At 62.0% G+C, this 20,224-nt stretch carries 19 protein-coding genes; 12 read left to right on the top strand and 7 right to left on the bottom strand.

All coding sequences use genetic code 11. The features are described 5' to 3' along the window. Window positions 1-716 precede the first annotated feature (716 nt). The 11 genes from hybO to AC1P02_RS18090 all read left to right on the top strand — a co-directional run bounded on the left by hybO (window position 717) and on the right by AC1P02_RS18090 (window position 11,764). Entirely contained in the window at window positions 717-1,850 is a 1,134-nt protein-coding gene (gene hybO / locus AC1P02_RS18140; protein ID WP_058394086.1) for a hydrogenase 2 small subunit, read from the top strand. Window positions 1,851-1,852: 2 nt separating this feature from the next. After that, a complete protein-coding gene (gene hybA / locus AC1P02_RS18135) occupies window positions 1,853-2,893 on the top strand; it encodes a hydrogenase 2 operon protein HybA (protein ID WP_265455885.1) in 1,041 nt (346 codons plus the stop codon). Next, window positions 2,886-4,073, top strand: a complete 1,188-nt coding sequence (hybB, locus tag AC1P02_RS18130; protein ID WP_087755532.1) for a Ni/Fe-hydrogenase cytochrome b subunit — start codon at window positions 2,886-2,888, stop codon at window positions 4,071-4,073. The genes hybA and hybB overlap by 8 nt, the downstream gene beginning before the upstream one ends. Continuing rightward, window positions 4,070-5,773 carry a hydrogenase 2 large subunit gene (gene hybC / locus AC1P02_RS18125; protein WP_306638279.1) on the top strand — a complete coding sequence of 568 codons (1,704 nt, stop codon included), beginning with the start codon at window positions 4,070-4,072 and terminating at the stop codon, window positions 5,771-5,773. Before hybB ends, hybC begins: the two co-directional genes overlap by 4 nt. After that, window positions 5,773-6,303, top strand: a complete 531-nt coding sequence (locus AC1P02_RS18120) for a HyaD/HybD family hydrogenase maturation endopeptidase (protein WP_485182829.1) — start codon at window positions 5,773-5,775, stop codon at window positions 6,301-6,303. The genes hybC and AC1P02_RS18120 overlap by 1 nt, the downstream gene beginning before the upstream one ends. Next, the gene (gene hybE / locus AC1P02_RS18115) at window positions 6,285-6,800 is read left to right on the top strand and encodes a hydrogenase-2 assembly chaperone (protein WP_485182828.1); all 516 of its coding nucleotides are present in this window, start codon (window positions 6,285-6,287) and stop codon (window positions 6,798-6,800) included. Before AC1P02_RS18120 ends, hybE begins: the two co-directional genes overlap by 19 nt. A 115-nt stretch (window positions 6,801-6,915) precedes the next feature. Further along, window positions 6,916-8,541, top strand: coding sequence for an ABC transporter substrate-binding protein (locus tag AC1P02_RS18110; protein WP_485182827.1), 1,626 nt, complete (start codon window positions 6,916-6,918; stop codon window positions 8,539-8,541). Continuing rightward, entirely contained in the window at window positions 8,526-9,536 is a 1,011-nt protein-coding gene (locus tag AC1P02_RS18105) for an ABC transporter permease (protein WP_485182826.1), read from the top strand. The genes AC1P02_RS18110 and AC1P02_RS18105 overlap by 16 nt, the downstream gene beginning before the upstream one ends. Further along, a complete protein-coding gene (locus AC1P02_RS18100) occupies window positions 9,526-10,341 on the top strand; it encodes an ABC transporter permease (protein WP_485182825.1) in 816 nt (271 codons plus the stop codon). Before AC1P02_RS18105 ends, AC1P02_RS18100 begins: the two co-directional genes overlap by 11 nt. Beyond that, window positions 10,335-11,123, top strand: a complete 789-nt coding sequence (locus AC1P02_RS18095) for an ATP-binding cassette domain-containing protein (RefSeq protein ID WP_485182824.1) — start codon at window positions 10,335-10,337, stop codon at window positions 11,121-11,123. The genes AC1P02_RS18100 and AC1P02_RS18095 overlap by 7 nt, the downstream gene beginning before the upstream one ends. Then, entirely contained in the window at window positions 11,123-11,764 is a 642-nt protein-coding gene (locus tag AC1P02_RS18090) for an ATP-binding cassette domain-containing protein (RefSeq protein WP_485182823.1), read from the top strand. The genes AC1P02_RS18095 and AC1P02_RS18090 overlap by 1 nt, the downstream gene beginning before the upstream one ends. Window positions 11,765-12,100: 336 nt before the next feature. On the opposite strand, the gene hypB is transcribed toward AC1P02_RS18090, so the two are convergent. Beyond that, window positions 12,101-12,934: a hydrogenase nickel incorporation protein HypB gene (hypB, locus tag AC1P02_RS18085; RefSeq protein WP_485182822.1), complete on the bottom strand. Its 834-nt coding sequence runs from the start codon at window positions 12,932-12,934 to the stop codon at window positions 12,101-12,103. On the opposite strand from hypB, the gene AC1P02_RS18080 reads away from it, so the two are divergent. Next, window positions 12,818-13,195, top strand: a complete 378-nt coding sequence (locus AC1P02_RS18080; protein WP_485182821.1) for a hypothetical protein — start codon at window positions 12,818-12,820, stop codon at window positions 13,193-13,195. The genes hypB and AC1P02_RS18080 overlap by 117 nt on opposite strands. Here AC1P02_RS18080 and hypA read toward each other — a convergent pair. From hypA to AC1P02_RS18050, 6 genes are read right to left on the bottom strand one after another with little or no spacing between them, the layout of a single operon-like run. Then, complete coding sequence (gene hypA / locus AC1P02_RS18075; RefSeq protein WP_021140355.1) at window positions 13,173-13,514, bottom strand: hydrogenase maturation nickel metallochaperone HypA; 342 nt, start codon at window positions 13,512-13,514, stop codon at window positions 13,173-13,175. The genes AC1P02_RS18080 and hypA overlap by 23 nt on opposite strands. Window positions 13,515-13,523: 9 nt before the next feature. Continuing rightward, window positions 13,524-14,528 (bottom strand): hydrogenase expression/formation protein HypE, encoded by a 1,005-nt coding sequence (hypE, locus tag AC1P02_RS18070; RefSeq protein WP_430643047.1) that lies wholly within the window; start codon window positions 14,526-14,528, stop codon window positions 13,524-13,526. Continuing rightward, window positions 14,525-15,643: a hydrogenase formation protein HypD gene (gene hypD / locus AC1P02_RS18065; protein WP_485182820.1), complete on the bottom strand. Its 1,119-nt coding sequence runs from the start codon at window positions 15,641-15,643 to the stop codon at window positions 14,525-14,527. The genes hypE and hypD overlap by 4 nt, the downstream gene beginning before the upstream one ends. After that, on the bottom strand, window positions 15,637-15,888 hold the full coding sequence (locus AC1P02_RS18060) for a HypC/HybG/HupF family hydrogenase formation chaperone (protein WP_021140358.1): 252 nt from the start codon (window positions 15,886-15,888) through the stop codon (window positions 15,637-15,639). The genes hypD and AC1P02_RS18060 overlap by 7 nt, the downstream gene beginning before the upstream one ends. Window positions 15,889-15,893: 5 nt before the next feature. After that, entirely contained in the window at window positions 15,894-18,296 is a 2,403-nt protein-coding gene (gene hypF, locus AC1P02_RS18055) for a carbamoyltransferase HypF (RefSeq protein WP_485182819.1), read from the bottom strand. Continuing rightward, on the bottom strand, window positions 18,293-20,224 hold the full coding sequence (locus AC1P02_RS18050) for a SelB domain-containing protein (RefSeq protein ID WP_485182818.1): 1,932 nt from the start codon (window positions 20,222-20,224) through the stop codon (window positions 18,293-18,295). The genes hypF and AC1P02_RS18050 overlap by 4 nt, the downstream gene beginning before the upstream one ends.

Raw genomic sequence — 20,224 nt, 5'->3', positions numbered from 1 at the left:
CATAGCGACAAGAGAAAAATCCACAGTGGTTTCCCCCCTCTTTTCCATTATCTCTGTATGCCTGATACGAGAAACCCTGTGTTGATGAGCGATGATATGTCGCTGGTATTTGGAACAGGGCAATATGCACAAGCAGGGCCTCCGAGGCAATGATGAAGGCTCTCGTATGAGTCATTGGTTGGCGTGCTTATGATACGCTGTCGTCATTGGAGGAGCCTGCGCAGCAAGTGGAAGACCCTTTTGAGGCTTTTCGTGTCAGCTTCTCATGCCTGTCGATTAAATATCTGGTCATATGATAGCGCGTCTTATTGCTATCTCCGTTCGCTTCAGTAATATTTCATTTACATTAAATAAAGGTGTATCTGGTAGCGGTGTTTATTTTCATCGGGATTACTCAGTGTCAGTAACACCTGCATGGGATAATTTGTGTGATCAGGTATCCGCTCTGAATATTTAGCATCGAGAATTAACGTGTAATTTTAATGTTGTTAATTCAATTTCAGCATTAATTACCCCCTTTTGGGTATTTGTGTAAGCCGGTGCTGGAAGAGTTAAGAGTTTGCTACATATGGTTTTTTTGATTAATGGTGATGGGTTTTATATTTTGGTAATGCCCTGTGGCTTGATAAAGATCAACACGTGAGGAGAGGGGAGTCCTTAGCATTTCCGTCATTAAGCATTTATCAAACAAGTGCTCACTAACGGGAATAAGAAGAATGGTCGAGGATAATTTTTTATCGGCTCATGGAATTAATCGCCGTGACTTTATGAAATTGTGCGCCGGGATGGCCGCAACCCTGGGTCTAAGCCAGAATGCTGTGGCCAAGATGGCTGCTGCGCTCACCAGCCCCGAGCGACCGCCGGTGATCTGGATTGGGGCGCAGGAGTGCACAGGTTGCACCGAGTCGCTGTTGCGCGCCACGCACCCCACCATCGAAAACCTGATCCTCAACACCATTTCGCTGGAGTATCACGAGGTGCTCTCGGCGGCCTTTGGTCATCAGGCGGAAGAGAACAAGCACAACGCCATCAAGCGTTATAAAGGCAAGTACGTGCTGGTGGTGGATGGCTCCATTCCGCTCAAAGATGGTGGCGTCTACTGCATGGTGGCCGGTGAGCCCATCGTCGACCATATTCGCCGTGCTGCCGTCGATGCCGCCGCCGTCATCGCCATCGGTTCCTGCTCTGCCTGGGGTGGCGTACCTGCCAGCGGTGGCAACCCGACCGGCGCCGTCAGCCTTGAAGAGGCCCTCGGCAATATCGGCACCCCCATCATCAATATTCCCGGCTGCCCGCCCAATCCCCACAACTTCCTCACCACGGTTGCTTACTACATCACCTACGGCAAGCTGCCAGCGCTGGATAGCAAGAAGCGCCCGCTGTTTGCCTATGAGCGCCTTATCCATGAGAACTGCGAACGTCGTCCGCACTTCGATGCAGGGCGTTTTGCCAAGGAGTTTGGTGACGAGGGCCACCGTCAGGGCTGGTGCCTCTACCATCTGGGCTGCAAGGGACCCGAGACCTACGGCAACTGCTCGACCCTGGAGTTCTGTGATGTGGGCGGCGGCATCTGGCCGGTCGGCATCGGCCACCCCTGTTATGGCTGCAACGAGCAGGGGGTGGGTTTCAGCAAGGGGATCTTCCAGCTCGCCAAGGTCGAGAACCCGACCCCGCGGGTGGATAAACCCGATGTGAAGATCCAGGAGGGGGGCTATACCTCGCCCACCGCCACGGGTCTCATCGGGGGGGCCCTCGGGGTGCTGGTGGGGGTAAGTCTGATGACGGTGCGTGAACTCGGTCGCCAGCAGAAGCGCCACGAAGCCGGGCAGCACCCATCACGGGAGGAGTGACCGTGAACAGACGCAATTTTCTCAAATTCGCCTCTGCTAGTGCACTGGCGGCAGGGGCAAGCGTGCCTGGCACTGCGCTGGCGGCGGCCAAGAACAAGCCGCCCATTCCCGGGTCGCTCGGCATGCTCTATGACTCCACCCTCTGCGTCGGCTGTCAGGCCTGTGTGGCGGAGTGTCAGCGTTTGAATGGCAACCCGTCCAATCCGGAGGGAGCACAGACCTGGTCCACCAACGACAAGCTGACGCCCTACACCAACAACATCATTCAGGTGTGGAAGAGCGGCACGGGTGAGCACAAGGATCAGCTGGTGGATGGCTATGCCTACATCAAGAAGCAGTGCATGCACTGCGTCGATCCCAACTGCGTTTCGGTCTGTCCGGTGCAGGCTCTTACAAAAGATCCCAAGACCGGCATAGTCCACTACGACCCGAGTGTCTGCACCGGCTGCCGCTACTGCATGGTGGGCTGCCCGTTCGATGTGCCCAAATATGATTATGACAACCCGCTGGGGGCCATCCACAAGTGCGAACTCTGCAACCAGAAAGGGCTTGAACGGATTGATCAGGGCAAGCTGCCCGGCTGTGTCGAGGTGTGCCCCACTGGCGCCGTGATTTTTGGCACCCGCGAGGATCTGATGGCCGAGGCCAAGCGCCGCCTGCTGGCGAGCCCGGGTAGCGAATACGCCTATCCGCGCCAGACCCTTACCGCCAACGACCCTTATCTGCATGAAGTGCCGAGCTACCAGCCTTACGTCTATGGCGAGAAGGAGGGGGGCGGCACCCAGGTGCTGGTGCTGGCCGGGGTGCCCTATACCAAGCTCGACATGCCCGACCTGCCAGAGCTCTCCTCCGGGGCCCGCTCCGAGCATATCCAGCACACCCTCTACAAGGGGATGGTGCTGCCCATGGTGGTGCTGACCGGCCTCTCCGTGCTCATTCGTCGCAACAGCAAGAAGAACGGCCACGATCACCATCAAGGCGATGGCCATGATCAGGGCTCGGGCAAGCAGGGCCATGAAAAGGGAGGCAAGGATCATGAGTAATCACAAGGCGTATCCGCTCGGCGGCAAGCTGGTCAGCTGGCCCGTACTGGTGCTGGCCCCCTTTGCCGTGCTGTGCGGCATGCTGATCCTCAAACGCCTCTTCTTCGGGCTGGGCTCGGTCACCGATCTCAACGGGGGTTATCCCTGGGGGCTGTGGATCTCCTTTGACCTGCTGATCGGTACCGGTTTCGCCTGCGGCGGTTGGGCATTGGCCTGGGCGGTTTACGTGTTCAACCGGGGCGAGTATCACCCCCTGGTACGACCGGCGCTCTTGGCCAGTCTGTTCGGCTATTCGCTGGGGGGCCTCTCCATCACCATCGACGTGGGGCGTTACTGGAACCTGCCGTACTTCTACCTGCCCGGCCACTTCAACACCTCCTCTGTGCTGTTCGAGACGGCGGTCTGCATGACCATCTATATCGGGGTGATGGCGCTGGAGTTCGCGCCCGTGCTGCTGGAAAAGTTTGGCTGGAAGGCGTCACTCATTCGCCTCAACAAGATCATGTTCTTCGTGCTGGCGCTGGGGGCCCTGCTGCCCACCATGCACCAGTCCTCCATGGGCTCCCTGATGATAGTGGCGGGGGAGAAGATCCATCCGCTCTGGCAAAGCTACGAGCTGCTGCCGGTCTTCTCCTTGCTGACCGCATTCATCATGGGCTTTTCCATCGTGGTGTTTGAGGGCTCTTTGGTGCAGGCGGGACTGGCGGGGCGGGGCCCCAACGAGAAGTCGCTCTTCTACAAGCTGACCCAGGTGATCGACATCTTCCTGATCCTGTTTGTGGCGCTGCGCTTTGCCGAGATCGTCATCAATGACAAGTCGGAGTACCTCTCCGATCTCAATCGCTTCTCCATCATGTTCTGGAGCGAGATTGCGCTGATGATCTTCCCGTTGCTGGTGTTCCACTGGGACAAGAGCCGCCGGGATTCGCGCATGTTGTTCCTGGGGGCCCTCAGCATGCTGCTGGGCGCAGCCCTCTGGCGACTGGATTACTCCCTGCTCGCCTTCAACCCCGGCAATGGCTACCACTACTTCCCCTCCGCGGAGGAGGTGCTGATCTCCCTGGGCTTCGTCGCCATCGAGGTGTGTGCCTATTTGCTGTTGATCCGGCTCTTGCCGGTACTGCCATCACTTGAACGTGTTCACCAAGATTATCAGGCCCGAGGGAAAGCCAACGTATGAGCCAACGTATCACCATAGACCCCATCACCCGTATTGAGGGGCACCTGCGTATCGACTGCGAGATCGAAGGCGGCGTCGTGACCAAAGCCTGGTCGTCCGGCACCATGTGGCGCGGGATGGAGGAGATTGTCAAAGGGCAAGACCCACGGGATGCCTGGATGATAGTGCAGCGGATCTGTGGGGTATGCACCTCCATCCATGCCATCGCCTCGGTACGGGCGGTGGAGAACGCCATCGGCGCCAAGGTGCCGGTCAATGCCCAGTACATCCGCAACCTCATCATCGCGGCCCACAACATCCACGATCACATAGTCCACTTCTACCAGCTCTCGGCGCTGGACTGGGTGGACATCACGGCGGCGCTTAAGGCCAATCCGCAAAAGGCGGCGGACATCCTCAAAGGGGTGTCTACCTGGTCCCTCAACAGCGCCGAAGAGCTGACCAAGGTGCAGGACAAGATCCGCGCGCTGGTGGCCAGCGGTCAGCTCGGCATCTTTGCCAACGGCTACTGGGGTCACAAGGAGATGAAGCTGAGCCCGGAGGTGAACCTCATCGCAGTGGCCCACTACCTGCAGGCGCTGGAGTGCCAGCGCGATGCCAACCGCATCGTCGCCATTCTGGGTGGCAAGACGCCCCACATCCAGAACCTGGCGGTGGGGGGGGTGGCCAACCCCATCAACCTGGATGCGCCGAGCGTGCTCAACCTGGAACGGCTGCTCTATGTGAAGAGCTTCATCGACCGGCTCGGCGAGTTCATCGAGCAGGTCTACAAGGTGGATGCCGCCATCATAGCCGCTCACTACCCCGAGTGGCTGGCGCTGGGGCAGGGGGCCAAGCACTATCTGAGCGTGCCCGAACTCCCCACCGACGCCGACGGTGGCAGCTTCCTGATGCCGGGCGGCTATATCGAGAATGGCAATCTTGCGGGTTATCGCCCCATCGAGAGTCATCAGGATGCCTGGCTGATGGATGGCATTGCCGAGAGCAACAAGCACGCCTGGTACAAGGATGATGAGCCGCTCAAGCCGTGGGAGGGCAAAACCGAACCCAGCTACACCGGCTGGCAGGATGATGGCAAATACTCCTGGGTCAAATCCCCCACCTTCTACGGCAAGGTGGTGGAGGTGGGGCCGCTCGCAGATCTTTTGGTGAAACTGGCTGCCAAGCACCCGGAGACGGTGGCTCACTTCGATCAGCTGAACGGCATCTACAAGGCACTCACCGGCTCTGCCATCAAGACCGAACAGCTGCACTCCACCATGGGCCGCATCATTGGCCGCGCGGTGCGCTGCTGCGTGCTGAAAGACACCCTGGCGCACCAGTGGAAGGCGCTCATCGACAACATCGGCAAGGGGGATTTCACCGCCTACATCAAGGCCGAGATCCCGGCGGACAAGGAGTTTCGCGGGGTGGGTTTTGAAGAGGCGCCGCGCGGCATGCTCTCCCACTGGATCGTCATCAAGGAGGGCAAGATTGCCAACTATCAGGCGGTGGTGCCGTCGACCTGGAACTCGGGTCCGCGCAACTTCAATGACGAGCCCGGCCCTTACGAGCAGGCACTGGTGGGCACGCCGGTGGCGGATCCCGCCAAACCGCTGGAAGTGGTGCGCACCATCCACTCGTTCGACCCCTGCATGTCCTGCGCAGTGCACGTGGTGGATACCCAAAATGGCGAAGTGACTCAGGTGAAGGTGCTGTGATGAACACCCTGATCCTGGGAGTGGGCAACCTGCTCTTGAGCGACGAGGCGGTGGGAGTGCGCCTCGTCGAGGCGCTGGGGCGCGAATACCGTTTCGCACCCGGCATAGAGCTGCTGGACGGCGGCACCGCCGGCATGGAGCTGCTGGAAGCCATGGCCAGTCGTGACCACATCATACTGGCGGACGCAGTGCGCAGCGGTAACCCGCCGGGCACAGTAGTGACCCTGAAGGATGAGGAGATCCCGACCCTGTTTGGCCGCAAGATCTCCCCGCATCAGCTGGGGCTGGCGGACGTGCTCTCGGCGCTGCACATGACGGGGGAGTCGCCAAAGCGGCTCACCCTGATCGGCATAGAGCCTGAATCCCTCGAACCCCGCATCGGCCTCACCCCGCGAGTGGCGGCCGCGATGGGGGAGGCGAAGGATCGGATTTTGACCCTGCTGGCCAGCGTTGGCGCCCCCGCAATGCCGCTTTCCGAACAGGAAAAGGCAAAACAAGAGCTGGAGGGTTTATGGCGCAGTCCCATTTGAGCGAGGTGGATGCCGTACAGGAGTTTGCCGGTTTTGCCAGCAATCCCGCGCCTTTGCTGGTAGCCCAGTACGAGCGGATCGCCCGCGAAGAAATGCAAGGGCTGCCCTTCTATCACGCCACCATGCCCATAGTGGCCGAGTGCGTGTTGTTTGAAGAGCAGTGGCTCGGCTGCGTGCTCACCCCCTGGATGCTGAGCTTGGTGGTGCTGCCGGGGCCGGATCAACTATGGCCGGTGCGCAGCAGCAGCGATCGGCTCGCTCTGCAGCTCCCCTGCGGCAACATGACCTTTATGGTGGGTGAATTGCCCGAGACGGGACAGCTGCTGGCCTGCTCTCTGATGTCGCCGCTCGATCCCCATCTCGGGGCCGAGGAGGGGCGCTCGCTGGTGAGCAGCACCCTCAAAATGCTGCACTCCTTGCCGTTGCAGCAAGGGGCTGGCGGCGTAGATCTGGGGCGCAGACGGCTGTTTGGTGCTCGTCGTGGCCAACCGGCATAGCCGCTAGGTTTCACGCGAAATCAAGTTTAGAATAGGGGCCCGTTTTGGCCCCTCACTCGCTTCTTCGTTTGACGTTTTTCTTCGAGGTGAGTGGTACAAACGAACAAGGAATCTTATGACCATTCAATGCCATGGCCACCGCAAGGGTGTGCCTGTCGTCGCGGCCACTTTGCTGGCTCTGTTCTCAAGCGGACTCTCTCATTCCGTACTGGCCGCCCAACCTGTGCCTGCCGAACTCAAGCTTGCCATTGGCGCCGAACCCACCGAAGGGTTTGACCCCTTGCTGGGCTGGAGTCACGGCAGCTACCTGCTGCTGCACAGCCCGCTGCTCAAGCAGAACGCCGATCTCAGCTGGCAGAATGTGCTCACCCAAGCGGTGACCCCGAACCAGGATGGCAAGGGGTGGCTTATCACCCTCAAGCCCGATCTGAAATTCTCCAACGGTGCGCCCCTGACCGCCGAGGATGTGGCCTTTACCTACAAGAGCGCAGCCAAGGGCGGCGGCAAGATCGACATGGGCAACTTTGTCTCGGCCAAAGTGCTCTCGCCTACCGAGGTCGCCATCGTCTTGAGCGCCCCCCAGAGCACCTTCGTCAATGTGCTGGGATCCTTGGGGATAGTGTCAAAGCACGATTACAACGCCAAGATGTACGCCCAAAAGCCTGTCGGCGCCGGCCCTTACCGGCTGGTGAGCTTCCTGCCCGGTCAGCAACTGGTGGTGGAAGCGAACCCCTATTACGCCGGTGGCAACAATGATTTCAAACGGCTGGTGTTTGTCTTTATCGATGAAGAGAGCGCCTATGCCGCTGCCCAGAGCAGCCAGCTCGATCTGGTGCGCATTCCCCCCTCGCTGGCGCCCACCGTGCCGGATTCGCTGCGGCTCTGGGTGCGGCCGAGCGTGGAGAACCGTGGCATCGTCTTCCCCATTCCTGCAGCGAGCAAGCGTGGCGAAGAGGCTAAAAAAGATGCCAAGGGTTATCCCGTCGGCAACGACGTGACCGCCGATGTGGCGGTGCGCCGCGCCATCAACTATGCCATCGACCGCAAGCTGCTGGCCGACCAGCTGCTGGAAGGGCACGCCATCCCCGCTTACAGCGCGGTGGAAGGCTTGCCCTGGCTGAACAAAGCCACCGCCTTCAAGGACGGCGATGTCGCCCATGCCAACGCCCTGCTCGACGAGGCTGGCTGGAAGATGGGCAGCGATGGCATTCGCCACAAGGGTGACCTGCGCGCCGCCTTTACCCTCTGGTACACCAGTGGCGACAGCACCCGCCGGGATCTGGCGGAAGCGGTGCGGGCCATGCTCAAACCTATTGGCCTCGACGTGAGCCTCAAGTCTGGCAGCTGGGAGCAGGTGGAGCGGGAGATGCACGCCAACCCGGTGTTGATGGGGTGGGGGAGTCTGGATCCCATGGAGCTCTATCACCACTACCAGAGTGGTTCGGGCGGCGTGGAGTTCTACAACCCGGGCTACTACCGCAACCCGGTAGTGGATGGCCACCTCAAGCAGGCGCTGGATGCCCCGAACTGGCAGGCGGCGGTGCCGTTCTGGCAGCAGGTGGAGTGGGATGGCAAGAGTGGCGCCGGAGTGCAGGGGGATGCCGCCTGGGCCTGGCTGCTCAATGTGCAGCACACCTATCTGGCCAACCGCTGTATCGACCTTGGCAAAGGGGCGCCGGAAATTCACGGTAGCTGGTCCCTGCTCAACAACCTGCAGGATTGGCGGTGGACGTGCCGTTAAGCTCGCCCTTGAGTCACTCCGGTTACCTGTTGCTAAAAGCCCTGCTGCGTCTGGCAGGGCTCTTGTGTCTGGTCTCTGTCGCCACCTTTGTGCTGCTCAGCTACTCCCCCATCGATCCCATCAAGGCCTATATCGGCAACGATCTGCTCCATGTGCCGCCCGAGCAGTACGCCCGCATTGCCGCCCGCTGGGGGCTGGATCAGCCGCTGTGGCTGCGCTACTGGCACTGGTTCGGTCAGGTGCTGCAGGGGGATCTCGGTTACTCCATGCTCTACAACGCGCCTGTGGCTCAGGTGATTAGCAGCCGCTTTGCCGCCTCCTTTCTGCTGCTGGCGGGGGCCTGGCTGCTCTCCGGTTTTTTCGGCATCCTGCTGGGCCTCTGCGCCGGTCGCTATCTCAACCGCTGGCCCGATCGTCTTATTTGCCGCTTTGCCTACCTGCTCGCCTCCCTGCCCACCTTCTGGGTTGGTCTCTTGCTGCTCGCCCTGTTTGCGGTGCACTGGCCACTATTGCCGGTCTGCTGCGCCTGGACGCCGGGGCTCTCTGCCGATGAGGCGGACTGGCTGATGCGATTGCGCCATCTGCTGCTGCCAGTGACCACGCTTGCGCTGCTCGGGGTGGGCAACATTGCCCTGCATACCCGGGGGCGGGTGGCCGAGGTGCTGGAGAGCGACTTTATCCGCTACGCCCGCGCCCAGGGGGATGGTGGCTGGCCCATGCTGCGCTTTCATGTGCTGCGCCACGCCCTGACCCCGGCGCTCTGCCTGCAGTTTGCCTCGATGGGTGAGCTGATCGGTGGATCCCTGTTGGCGGAGAAGGTCTTCTCCTATCCGGGACTCGGGCAGGCGACCGTGGATGCGGGGCTTAGGGGGGATATTCCCTTGCTGATGGGAATCGTGCTCTTCTGCACCCTGCTGGTCTTTATTGGCAACACTGTGGCCAGTTTGCTGCTGGCCCGCATCAATCGGGGCTGGGAGGGCGAGCATGCTGTTTAATCCGTTTCCCTCCATACTGCGGCTGGTTTTTGCCCTGCTCGGATTGGCGCTGCTGGCTGCTTACGGCTGGAGCCTCTCTCATCAGGATGTGCCGATGGATCTGCTGGCGCGCCAGCAGCCTCCCTCGCTGACCCACTGGTTCGGCACCGATCAGATGGGGCGGGATCTCTGGCTGCGGGCTTTTCAGGGCACCCTCACCAGTCTGGAGCTCGGCATCAGCACGGCCCTGTGTAGCGGGCTGCTGGCCATGGTGGCGGCAAGCGTGTCGCTTATTCATCCCAGATGCGATGTGGCGGTGCGGCTGCTTATCGATGCCATGCTGGCGCTGCCCCATATGCTGCTGCTGATCCTGATCTGCTTTACCGTGGGGGGGGGCATGCGCGGGGTGATCCTGGCGGTGGCGCTCACCCACTGGCCCAAGCTGGCGCTGATCCTCTGCGCGGAGGCGCGGCGGATCGCCTGCAGCGACTATGTGGTGCTGGCCCGCTGTCAGGGGATGGGAGCACTGCGTCGCTGGCGCACCCACCTGCTGCCGGGGTTGTTGCCCCAGTGGTTTATCGGCACCTTGCTGATGTTTCCCCATGCGGTGCTGCACAGCGCAGCCTTGAGCTTTCTCGGCTTTGGTCTGGCGGCCCACGAGGCTTCCCTTGGCCTGCTGCTGGCCGATGCGTTGCGTTATCTGGCCGGTGGCGGCTGGTGGCTCGCGCTCTTCCCGGGCCTGATGTTGCTGCTGCTGGTACTGCTGTTTGATCAGGCTACTCGCGCCCTGCAACAGCTGCTGTGGCACAGGAGTGAACCATGTTGAGTTTTGACCATGTGACCATAGAGGCGGCCCACTACTCCTGGCTGGGGCGGCGCAGCTGGCAGCCATTGCTGATCGATATCAGCCTGCAACTGGCGCCGGGTGAAATCGTGGCGCTGGTGGGGGGGAGCGGCGAGGGCAAGAGCCTGCTGCTGCAAAGTGCCCTGACCCTGCTGCCGGACAACCTGCGGATGCGCGGCACCCTCTCCCTCGATGGCGTGCCCCTGTGCGACGCCAGCCGGGCCCGTTTGCGCGGCCACACCCTTTGCTATGTGCCGCAGGGGGTGAGCGCCCTCAATCCGCTGCTGACGGTGGAACGCCAGCTGGGCCGCGCGGCTCGTCTCTGCGGTCAGAACGGTTCTCGCGAACGGCTCGGCGAGCAACTGCAGCGCTACCAGTTGCCTGCGGCCACCCTGGACCGCTATCCACGCCAGCTCTCCGGCGGCATGGCCAAGCGCATTCTGGCCTGCACCGCGGCGCTCGGCGGCGCCCGCTACATTCTGGCGGACGAGATCACCGCCTGGCTCGACGAGGGGCTGGCCTGTCTGCTGCTCAGCCAGTTGCGTGAATTGGCCAATCAGGGCAGCGGTATCCTCTGGGTCACCCACGATCTGGCGCTGGCTGCCCGTTTTGCCGATCGCATCGTGGCGCTGCATCAGGGGCAGGTGAGCGATACCTTGAGCAGCCACCATCTGCGCCAGGGGCTGGGGAGCGAGATGCTCCGCGCCCACTGGCAGGCGCTGCCGGAGTTCAACACGCTCTTCTCTGTGCCGGAGGTTTCCTGATGTTTGAAGTTCGGGATCTCACCATTGCCCAGGGGGAACGCCCTCTCTGGCAGGGGTTGTCGCTGACGGTGAAAGCGGGCGAACGGCTCGGCATCTCTGCCCCCAGCGGTTATGGCAAGACCACGCTGGGGCGGGTATTGGCGGGTTGGCAACTGATTCGGGGAAGCGGGGAAATGCGGCTGGATGGGCAGCCTGTGCCTGAACAGGTAAAAGGCTATAACCCCATCCAGCTGGTGCCCCAGCACCCGGAGCTCACCTTCAATCCCTATCGCACCACAGGGCAAGCGCTATGGGATGTGTGGCGTCCCGATGAGGCCATGCTGGCCCGCTTTATGGTCAAGCCCGAGTGGCTCAGTCGCAAGCCGGGTCAGCTCTCCGGTGGCGAGCTGGCCCGCATCGCGCTGCTGCGCGCCCTCGATCCCCGCACCCGGTTGCTTGTCGCCGATGAGGTGACCGCCCAGCTGGATCCGCAAATTCAGCGCCAGCTCTGGCAGGAGTTGATGATTGAGTGCGAGCAGCGCGGGCTTGGCATGCTGATCTTCAGTCACCAGCAGGCGCTGCTGCGCCAGATCTGTCATCGGGTGCTGCGCTTTGGTGAGGTGCCGTCTGCAACTGGTGTATTGGCTGAAAACGCGGCCTGAGGATTGGTGTTCCCCCTCATCCCCAGCCCTTCTCCCGCGAGGGGAGAAGGGGGCAGAAGGTGCCTCTCGCCAGACTCGTGGTTTGGAAAACAGGGCTGGTTGTTATGCTCAAGCCACTCCTGAGGGGGCTGAGGGGACCGTATTGTTGCAGCATGTTGTCGGCATCCACTAACCGGTTCCCTCTCCCAGGGGAGAGGGCCAGGGTGAGGGGACGCGAGTGAGAGAGGCTGGCCATTCGGGACAGATAGCACGGCTGGCAAGGTTCGCAGATAAAAGAGAGGGAGGCATCAGCCTCCCTCTTTTGCTACCCACAGTTATCAGCGGTGTTTAACCGGTTCAGGCCGTGGCCAGCCAGTTGAGCCAGGCATCCATCCCCTCGCCTGTGGTGGCGCTGACCTGGATCACCTGAATATAGGGGTTGACCCGTTTGGCGTTCTCGATGCAGCGGGTCACGTCAAAGCTGACGTAGGGCAGCAGATCGATCTTGTTGATCACCATCAGCTGGGCGGCGGCAAACATGTCCGGGTACTTGAGAGGCTTTTCTTCCCCCTCGGTGACGGAGAGGATCGCCACCTTGTACTTCTCGCCGAGATCGAAGCTGGCGGGGCAGACCAGATTGCCCACGTTCTCGATAAAGAGGATGCCCCCTTCATTGGCGGGCAGCTGGTGGCAGGCGTCGTGGACCATTTTGGCATCCAGATGGCAGCCCTTGCCGGTGTTGATCTGCACGGCAGGGACGCCGGTGGCACGTATACGATCCGCATCGGTGCTGGTCTGCTGATCCCCTTCGATCACAGCGCAGGGGCGTTTGTCGGCCAGCTGGCGCAGGGTTTCGCACAGCAAGGTGGTCTTGCCTGAACCCGGGCTCGATACCAGATTGAGCACCAGCTGGGCCGCCTCGTCGAAGTGCTCGCGGTTATGGGCCGCCAGCGCGTTGTTCTTGGCCAGCACATCCATCTCGATGGCGATCAGCTGGCGCTGCCCCATGCCGGGAACCGACAGTCCCGCTTCCCCTTTGCCATAGTGCAGATCACCCTGCTGATGGTCATGGTCATGGTCATGGTCATGGTCATGCGGATGAGCGTGGGAATGCTCGCGGTCATGATCATGATGATGGTCGTGGGGGTGATCATGGTGGTGCTCGTGAGGGTGATCATGACCCTCTGCCACCGCGGGTGCCCGTACACCGTGGTAGTGGTGATGGACATCCCCCTGATGGTGATAGTGGTGGTGAATGATCAGGGTGCGCGGTGCGCTCTGCTCATGGGGATGTTGGTGATGAGCCTCATGAGTATGATGATGGCCGTGCTCATGGTCATGGTGCTCATGATCGTGGGGGTGGGCATGGTCGTGCTCATCTTCATGGCCGGCGATCCGCGCCTGGCCGCATCCGCATACGCTACACATATCAACTTACCTCGATGTCGGTGATGCGCAGGCTATCGCCCTGCGCGACTCGTAATTTGTATCCGCCACATTCGGGACAGGCTTGCCCGCGCTCGGTGAGGGTGACCGTCTTGTTGCAGTCATAACACCAGGCCTCTGCCGCCTGGTGCTGAAAGTGAAGTTGGGCCCCTTCGACGGCGGTACCCTTGGCGGCGGCCTCGAAACAGAAGGCGATAGTGTCCGGGTCGACGCAGGAGAAGCTGCCAACCTCGAGCCAGAGGGCGGTCACCTTGTTAAAGCCCCGCTGGGTGGCCTGTTCGGCAGCCAGATCGATGGCGGCCATGGCCAGAGACATTTCGTGCATGGTGATTCCTTAACAGATCCGCGGGAGCAGTTCCCCCTGCGGCAGCTCCAGATAACGGCGGCTGCCCCAGGGGTTATTGAGGATCACCTTGTGGCGATCGCTCGCCTGCACCACGCCGATCTGGCTGGCGGCGGGGTTGAATTGTCGCAAGATGCCCAGTGCGTCCTGCGCCTGTTCGGCAGGCAGGGCCAGTACCATGGTCCCCTCGTTGGCGAGATCATGGGGCTCGAAACCGTAGAGCTCGCACAGGCCACGCACCGGATCGCACACCGGAATGGCGGACTCCTCCAGCTCGATGGCCACTTGGGAGGCGGTACTCCATTCATTCAGCACGGCGGCGAGGCCACCGCGGGTGGCATCGCGCAGGGCGTGAGGGGTGATCCCCGCTTGTAGCAGCGCTTCTACCTGCGGCCAGAGGGTGGTGCAGTCGCTTTTCAGATCCGAGCCCAGCTGCAGGGCGTCACGGGCCATCAGGATGCAGGCGCCGTGGCTGCCGATATCCCGTGAGACCAGAATGGCGTCACCGGCCTTGAGGTTGCGCACCGAGATGCCCCGGCTCTGTTCGGGCAGAGGGAAGGTGCCGACCCCGCTGGTATTGATGAAGATCTTGTCGGCGGCCCCCTTGGGCACCACCTTGGTGTCGCCGCAGACGATGCGGGCGCCGCTCTTGGCCAGCTCTGCGGCCATCGACTCGACGATGCGGGTGAGATCGGCGTAGGGGAAGCCCTCCTCGATGATAAAGCTGGCGCTCAGATACTCGGGCTTGGCCCCCATCATGGCGAGATCATTGACCGTGCCTGCGATGGCCAGTTTGCCGATATCGCCCCCCTCAAAGAACAGCGGCGAGACGGTAAAGCTGTCGGTGGTGAAGGCAACGGGCCCGCTCACCGGCAACAGGGCGGCATCTTCACCGCGCAGCAGGATCTCGTTGCCAAAGTGGCGAAAGAAGAGCTGGTTGATCAGCTGGTTCATCTCCACACCACCGCCGCCGTGGCTAAGTTGGATTTCTCTCATTGTTCCTGGATCCCCATATATCGATAGTAGGCATTGCAGGCCCCCTCGGAGCTGACCATGCAGCTGCCCATGGGCTGGGTCGGGGTGCAGCCCCGGCCAAAGACTTTGCACTGATTGGGCTTGGCCAGGCCGCGCAGAATATCGGCGCACTGGCACGCCTTGTGGTCATCGATGGGGGTCTGATCAAGTTGGAAGTGACGCTCCGCATCGCGCTTGGCAAAGGCATCCCGCAGGCGCAGGGCGGAGGCATTGATGTCCCCCAGACCTCGCCAGCGAAAATGCTCGCGGGTCTCGAAAAAGCGCTCGACCAGCCGCTGGGCGGCTTTATTGCCACTGGCAGTGACGGCGCGGGTGTACTGCACCTCCAGCGCGTAGCGGCCTTCCACCTTCTGGCGCACCATCATCAAGAGCGCCTCCATCACATCCACCGGCTCGAAGCCGCTCACCACCACAGGCACCTGATAGCGTTGGACTATGGGCAGGTAGATATCGGCGCCGGTGATGACGCTGACGTGAGAGGGGCCGATAAAGGCGTTCACCTTGGCAACCCCGTCAGCCATCACAGCGTGAATGGCGGGCGGTACCAGCACATGGTTGATATGAAACAAGAGGTTCTCGACCCCTTGCTCTTCAGCTGCTGCCAAGAGCGCGGCTGTCATCGGGGTGGAGGTCTCGAAACCGATGGCGAAGAAGACCACGGTTTTCTCCGGGTTCTCACGGGCGATGCGCAGGGCGTCGAGGGGGTCATAGACGGGGCGGATATCGCTCCCCCTGGCGCGCTGCTGGGCCAGCGTGCCTTTGGAGCCCGGCACCCGGATCATGTCCCCCAGGGTGACCAGAATGACGTTGGGTTGGCGGGCCAGCTCGATGGCCTGATCGATCCGCTCTTTGGGCATGATGCAGACCGGGCAGCCGGGGCCATGGACGAACTCTATGCTGGCTGGCAGCAACTGGGGCAGGCCGTATTTCATGATGGTGTGGGTATGGCCGCCGCACACCTCCATCACCCGCAGCGGTTCGGGGAGTAATTTGGCCAGTTCGGTGATCTGGGAGGCGAGGGCGCGGATGACGTCGGGCTGACGAAAGCCCTGAAACAGGTCATTCAAGGTCAGCATGGCAAGATATCCTGCTCAGGCATCAGGGCCACCATCTGGCGGAAGCTCTCCAGGCTGGCCTGCGCCTCCTCTTCGTCAATCTTGCTCATCACAAAGCCGATATGGAGCAGCACATAGTCGCCAAGGTTGAGGGGCTCTTCGAGCAGCATGCAGCTGACGCGCCGCTGCACCCCCAGGGTATCGACGGTGACGCAGTTATCTTCGGGGTGCAGCTGCACTACCTGAGAGGGGATAGATAGACACATGGATTTCAGGACTCCGACAAGGTGGCACAACCGGCTGTGGCAGGCTGGTGCGTGGCAATATGGTGGATGGCAAACCAGAGCTGACCGGCGGCGATGCCACCGTCATTGAGCGGCAGGGTTTCGCTGGTCAATACCTGGCGGCCGGCTGCTTCGAGGCCGGGCACCAGCTGATCCATCAGCACCCGGTTTTGAAATACGCCGCCCCCGAGCGCCACCGGATAGCTGGGGAAGTGCTCGGCCAGGGCAACCACCAGCTTGCTGATGGCGTGGATAAAACCGGCGGCCAGGCTGGCAGTTGAGGTGCCTTTGCTTTGCTCGCTAATAAGCAGATTGAGCAGTTCGGCCCACTCAATAAGTAGCGGCCCCTCTGCGCTCTGGTGCAGGCCAAAGGCGAGGGGGAAGGGCAATTCATCCGGTGTCAGCTGCAAGGCTGCTGCCTCCAGCAAGAGTCCCGCCTCTCCCTCGTAGTCGGGGGCATCGATCAGCCCCAGCAGCGCCGCGACGGCATCGAACAGGCGGCCGATGGAGCTGGTATAGGGGGCGTTGCGACCCAGATGCCAGAGCTGGTGCAGATTGCGGATCCGCTCAGGTGGCAACTTGTTGATCAACGGAATATCGAGGGCGCGGATCTGCTCCACGCCATACGTCTCGAACAGCAGCCCCAGCAGCTGGCGTACCGGCTCGCGGATGGCCGCCTCGCTGCCGATGAGCTTGAAAGGCCTGAGGTGGGCAACGCGCGTGAAGCCCTTCACATCGGCCAGCAGCAGCTCGCCGCCCCAGAGGGTGCCGTCATCCCCAAGGCCGGTGCCGTCGAAGGCAACCCCCAGCACAGGGCCAGTGATCTCATGCTCGGCCATCACCCCTAGCAGGTGGGCGTGATGGTGCTGCACCTCAAGGTGGGTCGCACCCTGTTCGCGGCAATAGTGCTTGGCCCACTGATGGCTGAGGTAGCCCGGGTGGCGATCCGATACCAGCAGTTCGGGCTTGAGATCGTAGAGATCGCGAAAGGTGGCGAGGGTCTGCTCGAAGTGGCCTTGCATCGGCAGGCTGTGCAGATCGCCGATATAGGGGCTGTAGATGCGCTGGCGACCGAAGGCGAGCGCCAGCTGGTTCTTCTGCTGCGCCCCGACCGCCAGCAGCGGCAAATTGACCGCCTGTTTCAGGCTGGGGGTGCAGGGCGCATAGCCCCGGGCCAGCCGCAGGGTCTGACGCCGTCCCCCCGCCCACTGCACCAGACTGTCGTCGCAGGGGTGCAGGATGGGGCGGTTGTGATCCAGGATGCCGTCAATTTCGCCCCCGAGTTTGCTGACCACAGCATCGCACTCGATGAGGATCGGGCTGCCGCGACCATTGGCGCTGGTGGCCACCAGCGGGATGGCACAGGCGTCCAGCAGCAGCTGGTGGAGCGGGGTATAGGGGAGCATGACCCCAAGGTAGGGGATGCCGGGGGCTATCCCTTCGGCCAGCGGCGCGGCTAACTGTCGGGATTCTGAGAGCCGATCCTCGTTTTTGCGTTTGCGCAGCAGGGTAATGGGTCTGGCCTGAGAGGCGAGCAGCTTCCACTCCGCCTCGCAGCCGGTGACATGCAATTTGGCCTCTGCAAGGGAACCCATCATCACCGCCAACGGCTTGCGCTCGCGCCGTTTGAGCTGGCGCAGCCGCGCCACGGCGGACTCGCTGCGGGCATCACATATCAGGTGATAACCCCCCATCCCCTTGACCGCAATCAGCGCGCCAGTTTGCAGGGCACGAGCCGCCGCTTGCAGGGCATCCTCGCGCTCGACCAGGGCATCGCCACTACCGGTGCGCCAGGTGAGATGGGGTCCGCACTCGGGGCAGCTCACCGGCTGGGCGTGGTAGCGCCGATCCAGTGGATCCTCATAAGCCGCCGCGCAGCGCGGACACATGGCAAAGCCCGCCATGGCGGTGTGGGGGCGGTCGTAGGGGAGGCGGCGGATGATGGTGTAGCGCGGGCCGCAGTGGGTGCAGTTGGTAAAGGGGTAGTGATGGTGACGATCTACGGGGTTGGCCACATCGTTGGCGCACGCCTCGCACATCCCCTGATCCGGCGAGATGGCGACCGTGGCGGCGCTCTGCTGCTGGCTGGCCTTGATATGAAAGGCGCCGTCGTAGTCGGGATTATGTTCGGAGTCAGCGTCTCGGGGCAGTTCCCGCTCACTGAAATGATCGATACGGCTGAGCGGCGGCGCCAATTCGCGCAGTTCGCGGGCAAAGGCGGCCAGCTGCTCGGGGGATCCCTCGGCGCCAATGGTGACGCCGTTGGCATCGTTCAGCACATAGCCGGTAAGGCCGTGGCGCAGTGCCAACCCATAGACGAAGGGGCGAAAGCCGACCCCTTGCACGATACCGTCGATATGAAATTCGCGGCGCAATCGGGTGGCCGTCATACCGGCTCCTGCTGCAAGGCATCTTGAGTTTGTGGCAAACGCAGCACCCGACGCTCGTTCTCCTCGCGCCGCACCCAGCCGTCCATCTCCATGCGAAGACAAAACGGGATGGAGTATTTGCGCGACAGCCCTGTTATCTCTTTCAGTGACGCCATGGCGATCAGATCCCCCACCTGATGGTCCGCCAGCACGGCGTCGACCATTTGGTTGTAAAGCACGGCGTCGTAGTAGATGGGGCCGTCGAGCTGCACCAGGTATTTGAGCCTTGCCAGATTGCGCAGCTGTTTTTGCAGTGCGCCTTTTTGTTGTAATCCCAGCTTCAGCGCGGGGGGCAGCTTGAGGCTGAGGACAGGATCCATTGCCACGCCGCCGGGGCCCAGTTTACCGGGCTCGTAACCCCCCTTGCCTTGATCTCGCACCACCTTGAGCACCAGCTGCGCTTCTTCCCCCAGGTCATCTTCCGACTCGCCACTGCCCGGCTGCCACTTGTCATGATGAAGGCGCACAAGCTCCTCGTTCTTGAGCTGTTGCAGCAAGGTCTGGATCACCGGCAGCCCTATGCCAAGACGAGTTGCGAGCTCGGCAGCGCTCAGGGGCTCGTTTTTCAGGGTAGCGAGCAGTTGAGCGCGGCTTTGGGCCAGCCAACTGCTATCCAGCACCCAGTTACCCAGTTGTGTGACATGGTCCGGCAGCGCATCAAAGCGACCCGCCGCTACATAGCCATTGAGCCCCAGCTGCAGGGCAGCAGGGTTGTAACCGGCGAGCACGTCCGGCAGTTCGCCAAGCAGGGCGTGCAGGGCCTTGCGCCTGGCGGGATGAATATCGCCGCACCAGACGATGCGGGCACCGTGCAGCAACTCGCTGCTGCCGTGGCGAATGATGGCGAGCGGCTGACCGAAGAAGCAGGGGATGGGAGTCGCAAAGATCAGCCGCGCCAGCCGGGTATCCTTGATTGGCGCCTCTTTGATAGGTACAAAGCGCGCCCGGCCGTGCCAGCTGCCGAGGGCCACCTCGACCTCCTGTGTGCGTAGCGCCTTGCCGCTCAGGCTCTCGGCGTTGAGTCGTACGATAAGGTGGGTTGCCGCCTCGCACTGACCCGCAGCGCTGGTGAGGCAGTGGCCGCGAGCCACCTCCTTGTGGGGCACTTTTTTAAGACCCACCGCCACCCGGCAGACGGCGCCAATCTCATCAAGGCTCTGGTGATAGGCCTGCAGGGAGCGCACCTGCACTTCCCGATCGGCGGGGTAGAGGCGCAGCTTGTCTCCCACCTTGAGGCTGCCCTGCTGCAGGGTGCCGGTGAGCACTGTGCCGGTGCCGTTGGCGGTAAAGACCCTGTCTACATAGAGGCGCGGTGGCGCCTCTTCACGAGAGCGACGCGGCGCACCTTGTTCGCGGGCAGCTTGCGATGCTGGTACATCGGCAAGCTGGCGCACGATGGCGGCGTGCAGGGCCGCCATATTGGCGCCGTTTTTGGCGCTGACGCTGACGATATCAGGCACCATGCCGCTCTCGTCCATCACCCGTTCCAGCAGGCTCTCTTCGAGGAGTGCCCGCTCGTCGGGTTCCACCAGATCGCACTTGTTGATGCAGACCAGCAGGCGCGGTACCCCCATTGCCTTGAGCAGGCGCAGGTGATCGCCGGTCATCGGCATCCACCCCTCGTCGGCGGCAATCACCAGCAGCACCAGATCGAGACTCCAGAGCCCCGCCACCATGTTGCGGATATAGCGCTCGTGGCCGGGCACATCGATGACGCCTATGGTGTTGCCCTGACCGTCGTCAAAGTGGGCAAAGCCGAGATCCTGGGTCATGCCGATGGCCTGCTCGTGGGCGCGGGCGGTGGTGATGCCGGTGAGGGCCTTGATCAGCAGGGTCTTGCCGTGATCCACGTGGCCGGCAAGACCGATAACGGCGCGATAGGGGGTCAT

This window comes from Aeromonas sp. TS_SC_11 (assembly GCF_057318915.1).
This window is presented reverse-complemented; position numbering and strand designations above follow the sequence as displayed.